Source organism: Kitasatospora sp. NBC_01287 (assembly GCF_026340565.1).
Classification (GTDB): Bacteria; Actinomycetota; Actinomycetes; order Streptomycetales; family Streptomycetaceae; genus Kitasatospora.
In genome coordinates this window covers 111,432-131,288 of the sequence record NZ_JAPEPB010000001.1, presented here as the reverse complement: position 1 = coordinate 131,288, position 19,857 = coordinate 111,432, and the positions used below count along the sequence as shown (strand labels likewise).

Sequence of the window (19,857 nt, the reverse complement as noted above, 5' to 3'; positions counted from 1 at the left end):
GGGCTGGGAACCTCCGGTCATCGGGCGAGCACCGTCCTCAGTGCGTCGACGGTCGTGTCGGGTTCGGCCTGGCCGGCGAGCATCCGGTCGAGGAGGTCATCGACCTGCCCGAGTTCGCCGGGGTCGAGTTCGCCGGGGTGGAGTTCGTTGGGGTCGACCGCGGAGGGGCCGAGGTCGGCGTCCCGCGGGCCGTCCGGGCGCGCTGCGGTGGCGGCGGCACCGGGCGCGGGCCGCACCCAGCAGTGCCGCCGCTCGAAGGGATAGCCGGGCAGCGGGACCCGGCGCCGGCCGGACGCGCCGTGCAGGAGCCGCCAGTCCACGACGAGGCCGCGGACCCACAGGCCCATCAGGGTGTCCTGGGCGGCGTCCCCGCCGGCGAGGGCGGAGCGCAGCGCGTCGTCGCCGTTGAGGAGCGCGAGCGTCTCGCGGTGCTGCCGCACGTCGCCCAGGTGCAGGCCGGGTGCCTCGCCCTGGTCGAGATAGGCGGTGAGGACGCCCGGCACCTCGTCGAGCGCCGTGACGGCGAAGGCCAGCCGCAGGTCCATCGCGTCGCGGCCGACCTGGAGGGTCCAGGCGATGTCGGGCAGGTCGGCCTCCTCCCACGCGCCCTCCCACGCGCCCTCCCGCACGGCCCGCCGCAACCCGGCGGCCTGCTCGCGCAGCGCCTCCTCGGTCCTGGCCGACAGCACGAGGACGGCCTTGCGGCCGGTGCCCGGCGCGGCCGGCCGCCGGGTGGTGTACTCCTCCAGCACGACGTGGGCGTTGACACCGCCGAAGCCGAACGAGCTCACCCCGGCCCGGCGGGGCAGGTGCCGGCCGTGGACGTCCTCGCCCGTGGTCCAGTCGCGCGCCTCGCGGACGATCTCGAACGGGGAGTCCGCCAGGTCGATGTACGGGTTGACCTCGGCGCAGTGCAGCGACTCGACCAGGGTGCGGTGGCGCATCTGCAGGATCACCTTGATGACTCCGGCCGCGCCCGAGGCGAGTTCGAGGTGGCCGATGTTGGATTTCACCGAGCCCAGTCCGCAGGACCCGGCCGCGGCGCCGACCCCGGCGAAGGCCGCCTTCAGGCCGCCGATCTCGATCGGGTCGCCGAGCGGGGTGCCGGTGCCGTGCGCCTCGATGTAGGTCACGGTGGCCGGGTCGACGCCCGCGTCGCGGTAGGCGGCCGTCAGCAACCGGGCCTGGGCGGCGGAGTTGGGAGCGGTGAGGGAGTTCGCGCGCCCGCCGTGGTTGACCGCGCTGCCGCGGAGCACGGCGTGGATGTGGTCGCCGTCGCGTTCGGCGGCGGACAGCCTCTTCAGGTAGAGGATGCCGACGCCCTCACCGCGCACGTAGCCGTCGGCGCCGGCCGCGAAGGGCTTGCAGCGGCCGTCCTTGGCGAGCATGCCGGCGCGGCTGAAGGCGATGTGGTTGCGCGGGGTCGCGATCACGTTGACGCCGCCGACCAGGGCGCTCTCGCAGTCGCCCGCCCGGATCGCCCGCAGCGCGCGGTGGATCGCGACCAGGGAGCTGGAGCAGGCGGTCTCCACGGGTTCGCTCGGGCCGTGCAGGTCGAGCAGGTAGCTCAGCCGGTTGGGGCCGATGGAGGGGACGAGCCCGGTCGGGCTGTAGCCCTCGGTGGCCAGGCCCGCCCGGGCGACGAGTTCGGTGTAGCCGCTGCCGGTGCTCGCGCCCACGAAGACGGCCGTGTCGGAGCCCGCGAGGCTGTGCGGGGCGTGGCCGGCGTCCTCGATCGCCTTCCACAGGTGGGTCAGCAGCAGGCGTTGCTGCGGGTCCATCAGGTCGGCCTCGTTGGGGGAGATGCCGAAGAGGAGCGGGTCGAACTCGGCGATCCCGTCGAGGAAGCCGCCCCACTTGGCGTCGGTCCTGCCGGGTTCCCGCTGCGGGTCGCCGTACAGCGCCCGCCAGTCCCAGCGGTCCTCGGGCACCTCGGTGACGCAGTCCCGGCCGGAGGTGAGGTTCTCCCAGAACTCGGCGAGGTCGCGGGCACCGGGGAAGGCACCGCTCATGCCGATGACGGCGACGGGCTCGTGAGCGGGGGCGGCCTGGTGGGTGTGGGCGGGGGCGGGTGACGGTACGGGGGCGGGAGCCGCTACGGGGACGGCCACCGGGGCCGGGACCGGCGTGGCGACGACCGGCGTGGCGACGACCCGGGCGGGCACGACCGGGGCAGGCACGGCCGGGGCGGGCCCGGCCGGGGCGGGCACGACCGTCGCCGGGAGGACGCCCAGGGCGGACGCCAGCTCCTCGGCGTGCCGCGCGACGAGGTGGTCGGCCAGCCGCCGTACCGTGCGGTGCTCGAAGAAGAGGGTGGGCAGCAGGTTCAGCCGGAAGGCGCGGCTCAACTCGCCGGCCAGGCCGGTCAGGCTCACCGAGTCGAAGCCGAAGTCGCCGAGTTCCGCGTCCGGGTCGACGTCGGCGAGGCGGACCTTCAGCAGGTCCGACACCGTACGGGTGAGCGACTGGCGCACCGCGGTGAGGAGTTCGGCCTCGTCCACGCCACCGGCCACCACGGCGGCGGTCACGGTCACGGGCACGGGCACAGGGGCGGCGGTGGTGGGCGTGGTCGGGAGTGCGGGCGGCCTGGCAGCGGCCGCGTAGGTCGAGGTGTCGGCGGCTCGTTCTCGCAACAGGTCGGCCTTTCCGTGGAGTACGACGGCGTGCGGCCGGTCGGTGCCGTACGCGAGGTCCAGTGCGGCCAGGGCCCTCTCGGTGGGCAGCGGCACGCTTCCCTGACGGCGCATCCGCTCCAGCGCCAGCGGTTCGGCCCGCATGCCGCCGTCGGCCCAGTACGGCCAGCCCACCGAGAGGGTGCGGCCGGAACGCCGCCCGGCCCGGGCGAGGGCGTCGCGGTGTTCCGCGCAGCGGTCCTGGAAGGCGTTGGCGAAGGCGTAGTCGCCCTGGTGGGCGTTGCCGAACACGCCCGTCACCGAGGAGCTGAGCAGGAACAGGTCGAGGGGGAGCGCGGCGGTCGCCCGGTCGAGGTGGAGCGTCCCGGCCACCTTGGGGGCCAGCACCTCCAGCCACCGGTCACGGGTCGTGCGGGCGAGGGCGCCGCCGCCGATGACACCGGCGCAGTGCACCACTCCGGTGAGCGTGCCGAACTCGGCGGTGACGCCGGCCACCAGGGCCCGCACCTGGTCGAACACCGTGATGTCCACGGCCCGGTAGCGGGCGACAGCTCCGTGGGCGGTCAGCTCCCGCAGGATCTCCTCCTGCCGGGGCCCCGGCGCCGATCGGCCCGCGAGCACGATGCGCGGCTCCCGCACCGAGCGGGCGATGTCCCGGGCGAAGGCGAGCCCGACTCCGCCGGCGCCGCCCGTCACCAGGTAGACGCCGCCGTCGAGCCAGGGCCGGCCCTGCGGCGTGACGGCACGCTCGGAGAGCCGTTTCACCAACCGCAGCCCGTCCTCGTACCGGATCTCGACGTCGCCGGACACCGCGTCGGCCTCCAGCGCCGCGGCCAGCGACGCCACCGGCTCCGCGGGACCCACGGCGACGACCTGGCCCGCGATCCGCGGCAGCTCGCGGGCGGCGCTGCGCAGCAGGGCGGCCAGCGCGGTCAGGTGCGACGCGTACGGCTCCTGGCCGACCGCGAGGACCTGCACGAGGGCCTCGCCCGTTCCGGCGAGCTCCCGGAGCAGCCGCACCACCTGCCAGCCGTAGCCCGCCGCGCGCTCGGCGTCGTCGCCCTGGACCGGATCCAGGACGTGGACCCGCAGGCCGGGCGACAGCTCCGCCGTGCGGCGCGCGAGGTCGGCCGCCGACGGCTCGACGACCAGAACGCGGTGCCCAGGGCCGGGCAGCGGGCCACCCTGACGGGGCGCGGGCGGGGCCTGGGTCCAGTCGGGGACGAAGACGAGGGTCTCGTCGGTCTCATCAGGGCTGGGGGAAAGCATTTCTGATGCGTCGTCACCTCCCGCCGGGGTGCCGGTGGTCAGGGTGCCGGGGGTGCCGGGGGAGCCGGCGAAGTGGCGGGAGGCCAGCTGGTAGCCGTTCGGCACCCAGTACTTCTCGCGGGCGAAGGGGTAGCCGGGCAGGTTGACCCGGCGCGGGCGTGCCTCCTGCGGGTGCAGCCGCTGCCAGTCCACCTCGGCGCCGGTCACCCAGGCGGTTGCGAGCTCCGTCAGTTCACCCGCCGTCAGTTGACCCATCGTCAGGCCGGGTCGCAGCAGGCCCTCCCGCAGCCGGTCGGGCACCGCGTCCCGCGCCACCCGGCCCACCGACACACCCGATCGGGACCCTGATTCGGACCCCGACACCCACTCCCGCAGCCGGTGCACCAACTCGTGCCCCGTCTCCACCACCACCGCGAGGCGGTGGGTCATCGCGGTCCGTCCGACCTGGGTGGTGAACGCGATGTCCCGCACGTCGGTGGAGCCGGTCGTGACGGTGTCGGCGAGTGCTTCGGCCAGCTCGCGCAGGGCCTGGGCGGTGCGTGCGGAGATGATCACCAGGGCCGGGCCGTTTGTGCGTGTGGTGGGTGCTGTGGTGGGGCGGTGTTCCTGCACGATGACGTGTGCGTTGGAGCCGCCGGCTCCGAAGGAGGACACTCCCGCTGTTCGTGGTCCTTCGCCGGCGGGCCAGGGTGTGAGGTCTCGTTGGACGTGGAGTCGTCCCCAGGTGGTGACTTGGTTGTTGAGGGTGGTGGAGTGGAGGGAGGGTGTGAGGAGGCCTTCGCGGATTTGGAGGAGTGCTTTGGTGAGGCCGGCGATTCCGGCGGCGCCTTCGCAGTGGCCGATGTTGGATTTGACGGATCCCAGGGCGATGGTGGTGCCGGTGGTGCCCAGGGCGCGGTTGAGTCCGGCGATCTCGACGGGGTCGCCGAGGACGGTTCCGGTGCCGTGGGCTTCGATGCAGCCGATGTGTGCGCCGGTGATGCGGGCGCGGGTGAGTGCGGTGTCGATGACGGTGGCTTGGGCGCCGACGTTGGGGACGGTGTAGCCGGTGGAGCGGCCGCCGTGGCCCAGGGCGGTGCTTTTGATGATGCCGTGGATGTGGTCGCCGTCGGTGATGGCGGTTGCCAGTGGTTTGAGGAGGAGGGCGCCGACGCCTTCGCCGGGGACGTAGCCGTCGCCGCCTTCGCCGAAGCTGCCGCAGCGTCCGGTGCTGGAGAGGAAGCGTCCTTGGGCGAGGCGGACGTATTTGTTGGGGTGGACGGAGACGTTGACGCCGCCGGCGAGTGCGGTGGTGCATTCGCCGCGTTCCAGGCTCTGTACCGCGAGGTGCACGCTGGACAGGGAGGAGGAGCACATGGAGTCCACCGCGACGCTCGGTCCGCGGAAGTCGCAGAAGAACGACACCCGGTTGGCCACTCCCGCAGGCGTGCCGCTGATGGCGAATCCGTCGCCGACGAGCTGCGCCTGGGCGGCGTACAGCTGGTACTCCATGTACATCACGCCGGCGAAGACGCCCACGTCGTGGCCGAGTCCGGCGGGGGTGTAGCCGGCGTCCTCGATCGTGTGGTAGGCGGTCTGCAGGAAGAGCCGTTCCTGCGGGTCCATCAACTCGGCCTCGCGCGGCGAGATGTTGAAGAAGAGGGGGTCGAACTCGTCGACTCCGTCGAGGAATCCGCCGACCCGGCCGTAGGTCCGCCCGGGGGTGCCCTTCGCCTCGTCGAAGTAGGCCTCGTGGTCCCAGCGGTCCGCCGGCACCTCGGTGACGCAGTCCCGGCCCGCCCGCAGGTTCTCCCAGAACTGCGCGACACCGCGGGCCCCGGGATAGCGCCCGCTCATCCCGATCACCGCCACCTCGAAGGGCCCCGGCAGACCCCCACCAGCAGGCACCGCCACGGCCGCGGCAACCGCGGGCACGGGGGCGAACACAGCAGGCGCCCCCACGACCACGGCGGGCGCGGCCACGGGCTCCACCGGTGCGGGCGCCGGCGGGGCGAGGAGGGCGGCGGCCCGCTCCCGGTGCTCCTCGGCGAGGTGGGCGGCCAGCTCGCCCACGCTGCGGAACTCGAAGAAGAGGGTCTTGGCCAGCGGCCCGAAGTCCTTCTCCAGCGCGCCGATCAGCTGGAGGGCGACGATGGAGTCGATGCCGAACCGCTCGAAGGGCGCCTCGGCGGTGAGCCGGGCCGCGGGCAGCTTCAGTACGCCGGCGAGGACCTGAGCGACATGGCGCTCCACCAGTTCGCCGAAGTTGGGGGCGTCGATGGGCACGGCGGCCTCCGTCGGGGTCGGGGGAAGGGGCGCGGCCACTGACACTGGCGGGGCCGGGGCTGGGGCTGGGGCTGGGGCCGGGGTCGGGGCCGGGGCGGCTGCCAGGACCGGCTGGGCGAGGCGCGCCAGGAGGGCGTTGCGCTCGCCGGACAGGACGATCACCCTCTCCCGCCCGCTCTCGTACGCGCGGTAGAGCGCGGCGAGCCCGTCGGCGGTGGAGAGCGGGCTCTCGCCGCGTTCGCGCCGCCGCCGCATGGACGCCTCGTCCACCCGCATGCCGCCCTCGGCCCACAGGCACCAGTTGACGGCCAGGGTGCGGCCGGAGCGTTCGCCGCGCCGGACGGCGGCCTGCCGGCCGGCGCAGAACTCGTCCAGGTAGGCGTTGGCGAGGGCGTAGTCGGCCTGGCCGATGGTGCCGAAGAGACTGGCGACGGAGGAGAAGGCGAGGAAGAAGTCGAGGGGGAGGTCCCGGGTGGCGGCGTCGAGGTGCTCGGTGCCGGCGACCTTGGCGGCGAGCACCGCGCGGACGCCGGCTTCGGTCTTGTGCGTGAGCAGGCCGTCGCCGGTGATGCCGGCGGCGTGGACGACGCCGTGCACCGCGCCGAAGCGGTCGACGGTGTCACGGACCAGGCGGTCGGTGTCCTCGGCGGAGGAGAGGTCCGCGCGGAGGTGGTGGACGCGGTCGCCGAGGCGCTCCAGCTCCCGGCGGCGGGCGTCGTCCAGGACCGACCGGCCGGCGAGGACGACGTGTGCGCCGGGCGACTTCGCGACGATCTCGCGCGCCATCAGCAGGCCGAGGCCGCCGGTGCCGCCGGTGATGAGGTAGGCGCCGTCCGCGCGCCACCGCAGGGCCTCGCCCGGCCGCTCGGCGGCGGGGAGTTCGCGCAGTTCGGGCAGGCGCGGGCCGTCGTGGTGGCGGGCCTCGGTGTCCTGGGGCCGGCCGGCGTGCAGGTCGAGCAGGCGGGCCACCTCGGCGGCCGGTGCCGTCGCCGGGACCTCCACCAACTGGCAGACCAGGCGGGGGTGTTCGGTCCGGGCGACCTTCAGCAGCGCGGCCAGCGCCCGGGCGGGGTGCGCGCGGTCCGGGTCGGCGACGGGCACGACGACCTGGAGCAGCACCTCGCCGGCCGAGGAGTGGGCGGCGGCCTCCCGGGCCAGCTCCAGGAGGTGCAGGGACTGCTCGGTGAAGCGGGCGGCGGGTGAGGCGGGCCCGGAGCGCAGGGCGAGCAGGCGGGTGCCGGGGAGCGCGGTGTCGAGGGCGGCGGTGTCCAGGGCGGCGGTGTCGCCGTCGTCCTGGGCGAGGGCGACGAGCCGGTGGGCGTAGCGGGGGAGGCCGGTCCCGGCGGGTCCGGCTGTGGCTCCGGCTGTAGCTCCTGCGGTGGCTCCGGCCGCGGGTTCGGGGCGCCAGTGGAGCTCGCCGAGGATGACCTGGGAGGTGCTCACGGCGGCCCGCGGGGCGATGCGCGAGGTGTAGCCGGTGATCCGGGCGCGGAGGTCGCCCTGCTCGTCGCAGATGTCGATGTCGAAGGTCTGGCCGGTGCCGGGCGCGGGCCTCACCCGGACGGCGCACCGCTCGGGCCAGGCGCCGAAGAGGTCGAAGCCGGCGATGACGAAGGGCAGGGACGGCCCGGGGAGCGCGGTGCCGGCGTCGGCGTCGTCGAGGTCCAGGCGCAGCCCGATCGAGGCCTGGAGGGCGCCGTCCAGCAGGCTCGGGTGGGCGGCGAAGGCCCCGGGGTCGGCGCCGGCGGGCAGTTGGAGGTCGGCGACGACGTACGCGTCCGGGCCCTGGCCGGCCCGGCGCAGCAGCCGCAGGGGTCGGTGCGCGGGGCCGTAGGCCATGCCGCTCGCGGTGAAGGCGGTGTAGACCCGCTCACCGGTCCAGACGCGGTCGGTGCCGGACCGCAGGGCGTCCAGGTCCAGCGGCGCCGGCTGCGGCGGGGTGCCCAGCGGCACCGCGCGGCCCTCGCAGTGCGTCACCTCGCCGTCCGCGCCCGGCTCCTGGGGGCGGGAGGCGATGCGCAGGCGCAGGTCGCCGCTGTCGTCCCGCCAGACCCGGGTGCGCAGGGTGACGGGCCCGGCCACGGCGAGGGGCCGCAGGAAGACCAGGTCGCGCAGGCCGAACTGACCGAGGGGCACCTCCACGGCGCGGCTCACGGCCGCGAGGGCCGCCTCGACGTAGGCCGCGGCCGGCAGGACCGGCCGACCGCCGACGGTGTGGTCGGCGAGGAACGACTCGCGGCCGGTGAGGACGGTGGTGTACTCGTGCGAGGCCAGCGTCGAGCTGTTCTCGTGCAGCAGGGGGTGCAGCACCGCCGGGGTCGCGGGCGTGAGCGCGGGCGTGGGCGTGGGCGCCTCCCGCGGCGGGGTGCGGCGGCCGTTCCGCGCGGTGTGGGGCACGGGTTCGAAGGGGTACGTCGGCAGGCTCAGGCGCGGCGGGGTCGTGCCGTCGTACAGCTTCCGCCAGTCGATGTCGGTGCCGGTGACCCACAGGGAGAGGAAGTCGGCGGGTCCGCCGTGCCGGGTCCAGGCGGTCATGGCCTCGGCGGCGAGCCAGCCGTCGGAGAGGTCGTCGAGGTCGCCGTCCCGCGCGGGGGCGCTGGGGACCTGTCCGCGGTACACGCCCGCCGCGCCGCCTACGCCCGCCGCGCCGTCCTCGCCCGCCGCGCCGTCCTCGCCCCGCGTGGCCGCGCGGAGCCTGTCGCGCAGCTCGTCCAGGGAGCCGGCGACCACGGCCAGCCGGTGTTCCAGGGCAGCGCGCCCGGTCTGCAGCGTGTACGCGACGGACGGCAGGTCGGAGTCGGTGAGGCCGTCGTCGCCCAGGGCCGCGAGCAGCCGCTCCGCCTGCGCGGTCAGGCGCTCCTCGTCCCGCGCCGAGAGCGGTACCACCACGTCGGGGCGGGCGGGTCCGGTCGCCGCGGGGCGGTCGGCGGTGTACTCCTCGACCACCAGGTGGGCGTTGGTGCCGCTGAAGCCGAAGGAGCTGACGGCCGCCCGCCGCGGCACGCCCTCGGGCGGCGTCCAGGGCCGCGGGCCGGTGCTGACGTAGAAGGGGCTGCCGTCGAAGGTGATGTGCTCGTTCGTCCGGGCGTGGTGCAGGGTTCCGGGAAGCCGGCCGTGCCGCATCGCCAGCAGGACCTTGAGCAGGCCGGCGATGCCGGAGGCGGCGAGCAGGTGGCCGATGTTGCTCTTCACCGAGCCGAGCGCGCAGTAGCCGGTGCGCTCGGTGTAGTGGCGGAAGGCCGCGGTCAGGGCCTCGACCTCGATCGGGTCGCCCAGCCGGGTGCCGGTGCCGTGCGCCTCCAGGAGGGTGATGGTGTCGGGGTCGATGGCGAACCGGTCGTACACCGAGCGGAGCAGGTCGGCCTGGGAGGTGACGCTGGGCGCGGTGATGCCGTTGGTGCGGCCGTCCTGGTTGACGCCCCAGCCGCGCAGCACGCCGTCGATGCGGTCGCCGTCGCGGACGGCGTCGGACAGCCGCTTGAGCAGCACCACGCCGACGCCCTCGCCGGGCGCGATGCCGTCGGCGGTCTCGTCGAAGGCGCTGCAGTGGCCGCGCCTGGAGAGCATGCCGGCCTTGGCGCCCATGATGTGCATCGACGGGCTGGTGAGCAGGCAGACCCCGCCGGCCAGGGCCAGGTCGGTGTGGCCCAGCAGGAGGCTGTCGCAGGCCTGTGCCAGGGCCACCAGGGAGGAGGAGCAGGCCGTGTCGACGGCGACGCTCGGGCCCTTGAGGTCGAGGAAGTAGGAGATGCGGGCGGCGAGGATCGAGGAGGACTCGCCGAGGTACGCGTGCGCGTTGAGGTGGCTGTCGTCGAATGCCCGGCCGTAGTCACCGTGCCGGCAGCCCACATGGACCCCGCAGCGCGTTCCGGCCAGGGCGAAGGGATCGATTCCGGCGTCCTCGACGCAGGCCCAGGCCTGTTCGAGGAACAACCGCTGCCGGGGATCCATCCATTCGGCTTCCAGCGGTGAGATGTTGAAGAACTGCGCGTCGAACAGGTCGCTGCCGTCGAGGGCGCCCATCCACCGCCCGTAGGTCCTGCCGGGGGCGGCCGGGTCCGGGTCGTAGAAGTCGTCGACGGCCCAGCGGTCGGCCGGTACCTCGGTGACCGAGTCGCGTCCTTCGGCGATGTTCCGCCAGAACTCACCGAGGTTCGCGGCGCCCGGGAACCGCCCGGACATGCCGATGACGGCGACGGCCTGCTCGGCGCTGCCGCGCTGCGGCGAGGGGAGCGCCGGGCGCCGGGCGGAGCCCGCCGCGCCGGCCTCGGCCCGCAACTCGGCGATGTGCTGGGCCAGGCGCTCGACGGACGGGAAGTCGTAGATCCGGGACACCGAGAGGGAGAGCCGCAGGCGGCTGTTCACCGCGTTGACCCACCGCAGTCCGCTCACCGAGTCCAGCCCGAGTTCGGTGAAGGCGGCGCTCGCGGAGATGTCGGCCCGGGGAACGTCGAGTGCGTCGGCGAGCGTGCTCACGAGAACGTCTGTCAACGAGCCGGACCTCGGGTCCATGGCCTGCCTCTCTTTTCGCGGGGTGACTTTCGCGGGATGACTTTCGCGGGGTGACTTTCGCTGGGGTGGCTCACGATTCGCACCGGGGAGACCGGTGGCGCCTGCCTGCCGAGGGCGGGCCGACACCCCTCGTGGGCCCGCCTCGCGAGCCCGTGAGACCTGGCACGGTGCGGCCGTCGGCCCGTTCGGCTGAGGGTTGTGGCGCCCGGCGGGATCCGTGAGAGGGGCTCTCCAGGGATCGGCGACCGCACCGGGGCGGTGCCGGAAGCGGCAGGTCAGGTACCTTCGCGCCGGGCGGGTTCGCTCTTCATGATCTCGGCGGCTCAAGTGGCGTTCAAGGGGTTGCCAGGGTTGCCCGCTCGCTGGCAACTGGCAACCCTGGCAACGGAAGTACCGCTGACTGGCCTGCTCACGTCAAGGCCGTACCCGTACCAGTGGCCGACCGCCTCAGTGCGGTGGCGCCTGAACCGGGGCCGGCTCGTGGCGCTCGCCCGCGAACGCTTCCAGGGATTCGTTCTCGCCCGTGAACGGGTCCAGGGACCCGTCGCCGCCCTGGCGCACGAGGTCGCGTGCGAAGGAGCGCAGGAGTGGATGGCAGCTGTACAGCCCCGGCACGGGCGTGTTCAGCAGGCTGGCGTCCACCAGCTCCTCCAGCACGTCCTCGGTGTGGGCGTGGCTGCTGCCCAGCAGGTCCGCCGCGGTGGAGACCGAGGTGAGCGCGGCGTCGAGCGGTGCGATCAGGCGGAACGCCCGTGCGGCCCGCCCGTTGAGCCGGTCGTAGCTGGGCCGGAAGGCGCTCGCCACGGTACCGCCCCCCAGCCGCAGCATCGACATGCCCTCCTCGCCCTCCCGAAGCCGCTCGACCAGGGAGGAGATCAGCCAACTCGGTCGCGCGGCCAGCCGGCCGGCGGCCACCCGCAGGGCCAGCGGCAGCAGCTCGCAGACCTGGGTCAACTCCCGGGTGGCCTGCGGCTCGGCCGCGGTGCGGTGCTCGCCGATGGTCGACGCGACCAGCCGCACGGCTTCCGGCCGGCTCATCGTCTCCAGCGACAGCAGGCGCGCCGAGGTGAGCGCGGTCATCCGGATCCGGCTGGTGAGCAGGACCATGCAGCCGGGTGAGGCGGGGAGCAGCGGCGCCACCTGTTCGACGCTGCCCGCGTCGTCGAGCACGATGAGCATGCGCCGGCCGTCGACCAGCGTCCGGAACAGACTGGCGCGTTCGGCCACCGTGGCGGGGATCACCACACCCGGCCGCAGTGCCCGCAGGAAGCCGGCCAGCACCTCGCCGGCCGAAGGCCGGGTGCCCTGGCCGGGCCCCGGGCCCGCCAACTCGGCGAAGAGGAAGCCGTCGGGGAACCGCTCGCGCACCCGCTGCGCCCAGTGCACCGCGAGTGCGGTCTTGCCCACGCCGGCCATGCCGTCGATCGCGCAGACCGTCGTGCCGCGGGTCGGCAACATGCCGTCCAGCCGCCGGATCGCGTCCTGGCGGCCGACGAAGTCGGCGGCGACCACCGGTAGCTGCGCGGGCCGTGAGATGCCGGGCGAGCCGAACCGGCTCTCCGCGGCGGTGAGGTACTTGAGCAGGGAGCCGTCCGCGCCCAGGACGTCGTCGCAGCGTCCGGCCAGCTCGGGTGTGGCGGCTCTGGCGCCGGTCTCCACCCTGCTCAGGTAGCCCTTGCTGTAGTGGGTCATCTCGCTCAGCGACTTGAGGGACACCCCCAACCGGGTGCGCAGCCTCCTCAACTCATGACCGAAACCCTCGTTCATCGTTGCTCCCCCACCTGTTCACCGTCGCGTTCACCGTCGCGGTCGAGGCGACCGGCAGGGCCATGAGCGGACCGAGTGTTGATCTTCACTTCGTTCATTGGCAGTGCCGGACTGTGCGAAGTCATGGGCCGAGCATTGCCTGCCGCGCGCCGGCTCCGCATGGGGACCGGCCCCCGCTTTTCGCCGCCTGGTCCGTCGCGGCGTCGTCCGCACCCGAAGAGCCCGTGCCTCGTCCCGCGCCGGCCCCGCGAGGCCCGGCCGGCACTTCGCCGGATCGGCGAACGCCCAGGTGGCCCCGCCACCAGGGCGCCCCGCCGCCTCGCGAGGTACCGCACCGGACACCGGGCCCGAGCCGGCGCGGGATCAGGCACGGGATCAGGCGCGGGCGCTGAATATGGGGGCCGGCCCCTATGCGGCAGGGGGCCGGCCGATGGCATGATCACAGACATGACCGATCCGCACACCTGGTGGGTCGGCGGCGTTGCCTTGGCCGAGCGGCTGCCGCTACCCCTGCGATCAACCGGCAGTCCGGTTGACTTGACCGAGAGCTGGCGGTCCGACTACCCATCACCCGCGCTCTTCCGGGCCCGGCTGGCCGACCTGGGACTGGACGAGGACGGCCTGCGCGCCCTCCTCGCCGAGGAGCCCGCGGCGCTGGCGGCCAGGATCGGCGAGCCGTCCTGGGTCGCCGGGGTCGAGCGGGTGCTGGCGAGCGCCCCGCTCGACCCGCCGCTGCCGGCCGGCGGCTCCTGGTCGGCGGGCTTCGCGACGGTGCTCGCGCCGTTCACCGAGACGGCGACCGAGCGGCTGCTGCGAGCCGTCGACCGGTCCCCGCTGGACGCGTTGGCCGACCTGGGACGCGTCCGACGCTGCTTCGCCGAGCAGTTGGGCACCTCGCTGGTGCAACTCGCCCGACGGACGCTGGTGCTCGAACTCAACGTGCTGCGGGTGAGTGGGCGGCTGCGCGGCGACACCCCGGAGCTCCGGTTCGCCGACTTCGTGCGCCGGCTCTCGGCGCGGGCCGGGCTGCGCGCCCTGGTCACCGAGTACCCGGTACTGGCACGGCTGTTGGCGCAGTGCTGCGAGCAGGCCGTGCAGGCGTGGTCGGAGCTGCTGGAGCGCTTCGCCGCGGACCGGAGCGCGCTCCTCGAAGGGCTCCTGGCGGGCACCGACCCCGGCCGGCTGGTCGAGGTGGAGACCGGGGCCGGCGACCGCCACCAGCACGGCCGGTCGGTCGCGATCCTGCGGTTCGAGCACGGCGCGCGGGTGGTGTTCAAGCCCCGCCCACTCGCCGTGCACGTCCACTTCAACGACACCGTCCGCTGGTTCAACTCCCGCTTACCCGGCCCCCGGCTGCGGACGCTGGCCGTACTGGAACGCCCTGACCACGGGTGGGTCGAGTACGCCACCGCCGAGCCGTGCGCCGACCAGGCGCAGGTCGACGGTTTCTACCAGCGCCTCGGCGCGCTGCTGGCCCTGGTCCACGCCCTCGGCGGCACCGACGTCCACTTCGAGAACCTGATCGCCTGCGCGGACCAGCCGGTCCTGGTGGACCTGGAGACCCTCTTCCATCCGGTGCTGGCGCGGCCGCGGGGTGACGACCCGGCACAGGTCGCCCTGGAGTCCTCGGTCTACCGGACCGCCCTGCTGCCCTTCCTGGTGGCCGGCGACCACGGCTCCCTCGACCTCTCCGCGCTCGGCGGGGACCGGGACACCCCGCTGCCGGACGACATCACCGGCTGGTCGGCGCCCGGCACCGACGAGATGCGCCTGGTCCGCACCGCCGGCGTGTTCCGCGGCGCGGCCAACCGGCCGCGCCTGGGCAGGCTCGACGCCGATCCCGGCGCGCACATCGAGGCGCTGCTCGACGGATTCCGGGCCGGCTACGACACGATCGCCGCCCACCGCGGCGAACTGACCGGCCCCGGCGGCCTGCTGGCCCGCTTCGCGGCCGACGAGACCCGGGCCGTGCTGCGCCAGAGCCGCTGGTACGCGACGCTGCTGGACGAATCCACCCATCCCGACGTCCTGCGCGACGCCCTGGAGCGTGACCGGCTGCTCGACGCGCTGGGGCGCGAGCCGTCCGCGGATCCCTCGCTGCGCCCGCTGGTCGGCGCCGAGCTGGCCGCGCTGTGGCGCGGCGACCTGCCACTGGTCAACTGCAGGCCCGGGACCACCGAGCTGACCCTGGGCGCGCTGAGGGTCACCGGACTGGTCACCGAGTCCGGCCTGGCCCGCGCCGAGCGCTACCTGAAGGCGATGAGCCGGACCGACCGGTTCGACCAGGAGTGGGTGATCCGCGCCGCGCTCGCCACCCGGGACACCGGCCCCCAGCACGCCGCCCTGCCGCCGCCCGGGCCGCTGGCCGCGGCCGTGCCCGATCCGGAGCGGCTGCTGGCCGCCGCCTGCGGGATCGCCGACCAGATCCTGGCGGGAGCGCACGACGACGGCCGCCGGGTGAACTGGCTCGGCCTGGAGCCGCTCGACGACCGGCTCTGGGCGATCCTGCCGCAGGGCGCCGGACTCCCGCACGGCTACTGCGGCACCGCGCTCTTCCTGGCGCAGCTCGACAGGATCGCCGGCACCGAGCGGTACGCCGCGGTGGCACGGCGCGCGCTGCTCCCCGTCCCGGGCCTGCTGGCGGCACTGGCCGAGCGCCCTGCCGACCTCGGGACCATCGGTGTCGGCTTCGCCGGCCTCGGCGGCATCGCCTACGCGCTCAGCCGGCTCGCCGGCCTGCTGGACGACGGCGAGCTCGCCGGCTGGGCCGCCACCGCGGTCGACCTGGTGGCCGTGGCGGCGAAAGGCCGGGCGCCCTGGGAGCCCGGAGTGCTGGACGGTGACGCCGGCTGCCTGGCCGCGATGCTCGCCGTCCACCGGATGACCGGCTCCGCGCAGGCCCTCCAGGTCGCGCGCGGCCGTGCTGACCGGCTGCTGCCCCGGGCGTCGCAGGAACATCCGGGCGTCGGCCTGGCCGGCGGCGCGGCCGGCGTGGGCTGGGCCCTGCTGCGGTTCGCCGCGGCCGGCGGCGGGCCGCGGTACGCCGCGGCGGGCGTGGCGGCCCTGCGTGCCGCGGCCGCCCGGGACGCCGCGGTGGCGGTCGGCACCGGCTGGTGTGACGGACCGTCAGGCACCGCGCTCGCCGTCGCCGACAGCGCCGCCGCGGCCACCGTCCCCGACCTGGCCGGCCTGCTGGAGCGCGTCGTCAGCGCCACCGCCTCCCGGACCGGCGGCGGCCACAGCCTCTGCCACGGCGAGGCCGGCGCGCTCGATCTGCTGCTCACCGCCACCGCGGCGGGCCTGGCCGAACCCGAGGCGGCGCTGCCGCGGGCCGGCGCGCTGCTGGCCGCGCTCGACCAGTACGGCCCGCGCTGCGCGACGCCCGGGGCGGTGGGCAGCCCCGGGCTGCTGACCGGGCTGGCCGGCATCGGGCACGGGCTGCTCAGACTCGGCTTCGGCGCCCGTGTCCCCTCGATCCTGCTGCTCCAACCCTCGTACCAAAGCTGACCGACCACCACAACGCTCGAAGGAGTCGTACGATGCGCAACGAAGCACTGGTCATGGCCTGGAAGAACCCGCGCGGCCGACACGAGGCCGCCTCAAGCCACCCCGCCGGAGAGATCCGCCTCACCAGGGCCGCCACGGCCGCCACGGTGGGCCGCCGGGCCCAGCTGCTGGCCCGGCCGGCCGGCCCGGCCATGGCGGAGTGCCCGATCCTCTACCCCACGTGCACCATCACCGGCCCCATGGCGGTGTGAGAACCCTCACGGTGCGACCGGCTCCGCCGGATCCTCCTGGCGGATCCTTGATTCCAGCTATAGCCTCAATATGTGATCATCACATCACCGGCAGTGGTGGGGCGGGGCAATGAACTCGCACTGCTGGACGCGTGCCTGACGTCTGCTCAACAAGGGGAGGGTCAGGCGGTCTTCCTCCTCGGCGATGCCGGAATCGGCAAGTCGCGGCTGGCCGCCGAGTGCGCGTTCCACGCGTTCTCCGGCGGCCTGGCCGTGCTGCGCGGCCGGGCCGCGACCACCGGGGCGACCAGGCCGTTCCGGCCGATCGCCGAGGCGCTGCTCTCGTTCTTCCGACTCAGCGGAGCGCCGCAGAACCCCGAACTGGTGCCCTACCGCTCCGCGCTGGGCGCTCTGCTGCCCGAGTGGCGGGACGCCGAACCGGCCGGCGAAGCCGCCTCGCTGTTCGAGACCGCCGAGGCGGTCCTGCGACTGCTGCTCGCGATCGCGCGCGACCTGGGCCAGCACCGGCAGCCCGGCTGCCTGCTGGTCATCGAGGACCTGCACGAGGCCGAGCCCGAGACCCTGGCCGTCCTGGAGTACCTCTGCGACAACCTCCGAGGCCTGCCGGTCTGCCTGGTGGCAACCCTGCGCCCCGACGCCGGCCCGGCCGGCCGGCTGGCCCGGACGGCCGCCCTGCGCCGCTCCGCCACGCTCAGCGAGCTGCGGCCGCTGACCGCCGACGACGTGCGGGCGATGGCCACCTCCGCGCTCGCGATCGACGCCGGAGCGCTGCCCGCCGAGGTGGCCGACCGGCTGGTCCGGGATTCCGAGGGCAACCCCTTCGTGGTGGAGGAACTGCTCGGCGGCATGATCGCCGCCGGCGTGCTGCGCCGCGGGCCGGCGGGCGGCTGGCAGGTCTGCGGCGACCTCGGCATCGACGTGCCGACCACCGTGGTGCACAGCGTGGCTCAGCGCGCCGCCCGACTCAGCCCCGCGGGGCAGACCATGCTGGACACCGCCGCCGTGCTCGGCCGACGGTTCTCGCTGCCGGTGCTCAAGCTGGTCACCGCACTGGACGACCGCGACCTGCTGGTGCACCTGCGGGCCGGCATCGACGCGCAACTGATCTCGCCCGGCGGCCCGGTCGGCGACTGGTACGAGTTCCGGCACGCGCTGACCGCCGAGGCGCTGCTCGCCCAGCTGCTCCCCTCCGAGCGGGCGGCCATCGCCTCCCAGGCCGCCGACGCCGTCGAACGCGCCTACCCGGGCCTGCCCGGCGAGTGGTGCTCCCAGGTCGCGGCGCTGCGGCTGACGGCCGGCGACACCCGGCAGGCCGCCCTGCGCTACGCCGAGGCCGGGCGGGTGGCGCTGGCCGGCGGCGCCGTCAACTCCGCCGTCTCGCTCCTGGAGCGGGCCCGCGAGCTGCTCGCCGACCCCGCCGCGGTCGCGGACCGGACACCGGTGGCCGAGCAGTTGGTCTACACGCTGATCGAGACCGGTCAACTGGACCGGGCGCTCGCACTGATGGAGACACTGCCGCAGGCCGGACCGGGGGTGCTCGACGCGGCCCGCAGCGCGGCGCTGCACGCCCGGTTCGCCTGGGCCGCCGTCACCGCCTCGCGGTTCGACGACGCCGCCGTCCAAGTGCGCTACGTGCGCAGCCTGCTCGGTGGCTCCGACGGTGCCGCGCACGCGCCGGCGGTCGACGTGGTCGAGGCCCACCTGGTGCTCGCCGGTGTGCAGCGGGTCGACACCGACCGGGCGGCCGAGGCGGAACGGCTGGCGCGCCGTGCCGTGGCCGGCGCCGAACCCGCCGGGCTCGCCGAGGTGGCCTGCCAGGCCTGGCAGTTGCTCGCCATCCTGGAGCGCCGGCACGGGTTCGACCGGGCCGACGCCTGCCTGGAGCGCGCCCTCACCCTGGCCACCGAACACGGGCTGACCACCTGGCAGGTGAACATCCTGCTCGGGCTGGGCGCCAATGAGTTCCTGCGCAGCGGCGCCTCCGCCCGGTTGCAGCGCGCCCACGGCGAGGCGCTGCGCCACGGCGCCCTGGTGCTGATGCACACCGCCGAGGCCACCCTGGCCATCCAGGCGGTCCTGCGCGGCGAGTACGGCACCGCCCGCGAACTGACGGACCGCTGCGTCGAGGCCACCGCCCGGCTGCGCAACGCCGACAACCACCAACTCGTCCTGCTCACCCGGGCGGCGCTGGCCGGGCACCAGGGACGGCGGCGCGAGATGGAGCAGGAACTCGCCGAGTTCTACCGGTGGGACGGCGAGCGGTCGCTGCAGATGCCGCTCGTCTTCGGCAGCCGGGCGATCTGCGCGCTGCTGGAGGAGAACCACGAGCAGGCACTCGGTGAGATGGACCGTGCGCTGAGCTGGGAGGAGCGCAACCCCTCGGTCTTCTACCTCAGCGGCCGCTACGGCCTGCGGCCGCTGCTGCGCGCCATGTCGGGGCAGGCGGACGCGGCGGAACACGCGGCGGTGGCAGCCCATTCGGCCACCATGCTGCCGTGGAACCGCCAGTTCGAACGGCTGGCGCACGCGGTGCACGAGGGCCGGGCCGGGCGAACCGCCGCCGCGCTGGAGGCCGTGGCCGAGGCCCGCCGAGCGGGCACCCCGTTCCTGATGGCACGCCACCTCGGGCTGCGGCTGGTGGCCGAGGCGGCCCTGGCGGACGGCTGGGGCGAGCCGGTGGACTGGCTGCGCACGGCCGAGGAGTACTTCCACACCGCCGCCGTCCCCTCGGTCGCCAGCGCCTGCCGCGAGTTGCTGCGGCGGGCAGGCGCCTCCGTCGCGCAGCGCCGCAGCGGAACGGAGGCGATGTCGGCCGAACTGCGGCGCCAGGGACTGACGGTCCGCGAGTACGAGGTCTTCCTCCTGCTGGTGCACCGCCTGGGCAACCAGGAGATCGCCGAGCGGCTGTTCATCTCGCCCCGCACCGTCGAGAAGCACGTGGCCAGCCTGCTCGCCAAGACCGGCCGCCCGAACCGGACCGCGCTGTGCGACCACGCGGCGGAGGTGTTCAGGCTGCTGGAGCGTGCCCCGGGGCCGGAGCACGCCTCAGGCCCGGTCACCGGGAGCGGTTCGGACAGGGCCTGACCGCCCCGGCCGCCCCGCCCGCTTTGGCAACCCGCCTGGCAACCGGCCGCCACCTGCCCACTCACCGTCGCTGCAGCAAGCTGCCAAGGCCCGAGCGCCGGTCGCCCGGCCGGCCGGCGCAGTTTGCTGCCACCCGGGCTCCCTTGCTCCGAGGGGAGCCACGGTCGGAGGATGGCGATCGCCCAGGCTCCTGGCTCACCGTCAACTCGCGGCGATCCCCGGTGTGTTCCACCCACCGAATCGGCCGGGCCGGACCGGCGGACCTCGCGTCAGGTGACGAGCCGGCGGCCTGGAGCACCCCGTATGTCCCGACCGACACCCAAGAAAGGACCGGTGTGCCATGAGCGTGGACTTCGCCGCGTTCGACCTGACCGAACTGGCCGTGCTGGACGCCGCTGACCTGGACGACATGTCCGCGACGCGCTCCCCCTACCCGGCGCGCTTCGCCGGCGCCGACACCGCCGACGACATGGACGACCTGCTCAGCAAGTCGGCCGTGGTCGAGCCCGCCTGCTGTTCCTGCTCCTCGTCCGTGTCCTGCTGCTGCACGGGCTGACCTCTCCGAACCC

General features: G+C 74.7%; 6 protein-coding genes. 4 read left to right on the top strand and 2 right to left on the bottom strand.

The annotated features are described in order from the left end of the window. Window positions 1–17: 17 nt before the first annotated feature. Entirely contained in the window at window positions 18–10,643 is a 10,626-nt protein-coding gene (locus tag OG455_RS00365) for an SDR family NAD(P)-dependent oxidoreductase (protein WP_266288902.1), read from the bottom strand. A gap of 483 nt (window positions 10,644–11,126) precedes the next feature. Continuing rightward, window positions 11,127–12,446 (bottom strand): helix-turn-helix transcriptional regulator, encoded by a 1,320-nt coding sequence (locus OG455_RS00360; protein WP_266288900.1) that lies wholly within the window; start codon window positions 12,444–12,446, stop codon window positions 11,127–11,129. A 447-nt stretch (window positions 12,447–12,893) separates the two neighbouring features. Here OG455_RS00360 and OG455_RS00355 point away from each other — a divergent pair, with 447 nt between their 5' ends. The 4 genes from OG455_RS00355 to OG455_RS00340 all read left to right on the top strand — a co-directional run bounded on the left by OG455_RS00355 (window position 12,894) and on the right by OG455_RS00340 (window position 19,844). Beyond that, window positions 12,894–15,953, top strand: coding sequence for a type 2 lanthipeptide synthetase LanM family protein (locus OG455_RS00355; protein ID WP_266288898.1), 3,060 nt, complete (start codon window positions 12,894–12,896; stop codon window positions 15,951–15,953). Window positions 15,954–15,985: 32 nt separating this feature from the next. Beyond that, window positions 15,986–16,204 carry a hypothetical protein gene (locus OG455_RS00350; protein WP_266288896.1) on the top strand — a complete coding sequence of 73 codons (219 nt, stop codon included), beginning with the start codon at window positions 15,986–15,988 and terminating at the stop codon, window positions 16,202–16,204. Window positions 16,205–16,276: 72 nt separating this feature from the next. Continuing rightward, the gene (locus OG455_RS00345; protein ID WP_266288894.1) at window positions 16,277–19,288 is read left to right on the top strand and encodes a helix-turn-helix transcriptional regulator; all 3,012 of its coding nucleotides are present in this window, start codon (window positions 16,277–16,279) and stop codon (window positions 19,286–19,288) included. A 340-nt stretch (window positions 19,289–19,628) separates the two neighbouring features. Beyond that, window positions 19,629–19,844, top strand: coding sequence for a hypothetical protein (locus OG455_RS00340; RefSeq protein ID WP_266288892.1), 216 nt, complete (start codon window positions 19,629–19,631; stop codon window positions 19,842–19,844). Window positions 19,845–19,857: the final 13 nt, after the last annotated feature.

What these genes read in the sequence shown, in the direction of transcription:
- OG455_RS00350 (WP_266288896.1), top strand. Translation starts at nt 15,986, where the DNA reads ATGCGCAACGAAGCACTGGTCATGGCCTGGAAGAACCCGCGCGGCCGA.
- OG455_RS00340 (WP_266288892.1), top strand. Translation starts at nt 19,629, where the DNA reads ATGAGCGTGGACTTCGCCGCGTTCGACCTGACCGAACTGGCCGTGCTG.
- OG455_RS00360 (WP_266288900.1), bottom strand. Translation starts at nt 12,446, where the DNA reads ATGAACGAGGGTTTCGGTCATGAGTTGAGGAGGCTGCGCACCCGGTTG.
- OG455_RS00355 (WP_266288898.1), top strand. Translation starts at nt 12,894, where the DNA reads ATGACCGATCCGCACACCTGGTGGGTCGGCGGCGTTGCCTTGGCCGAG.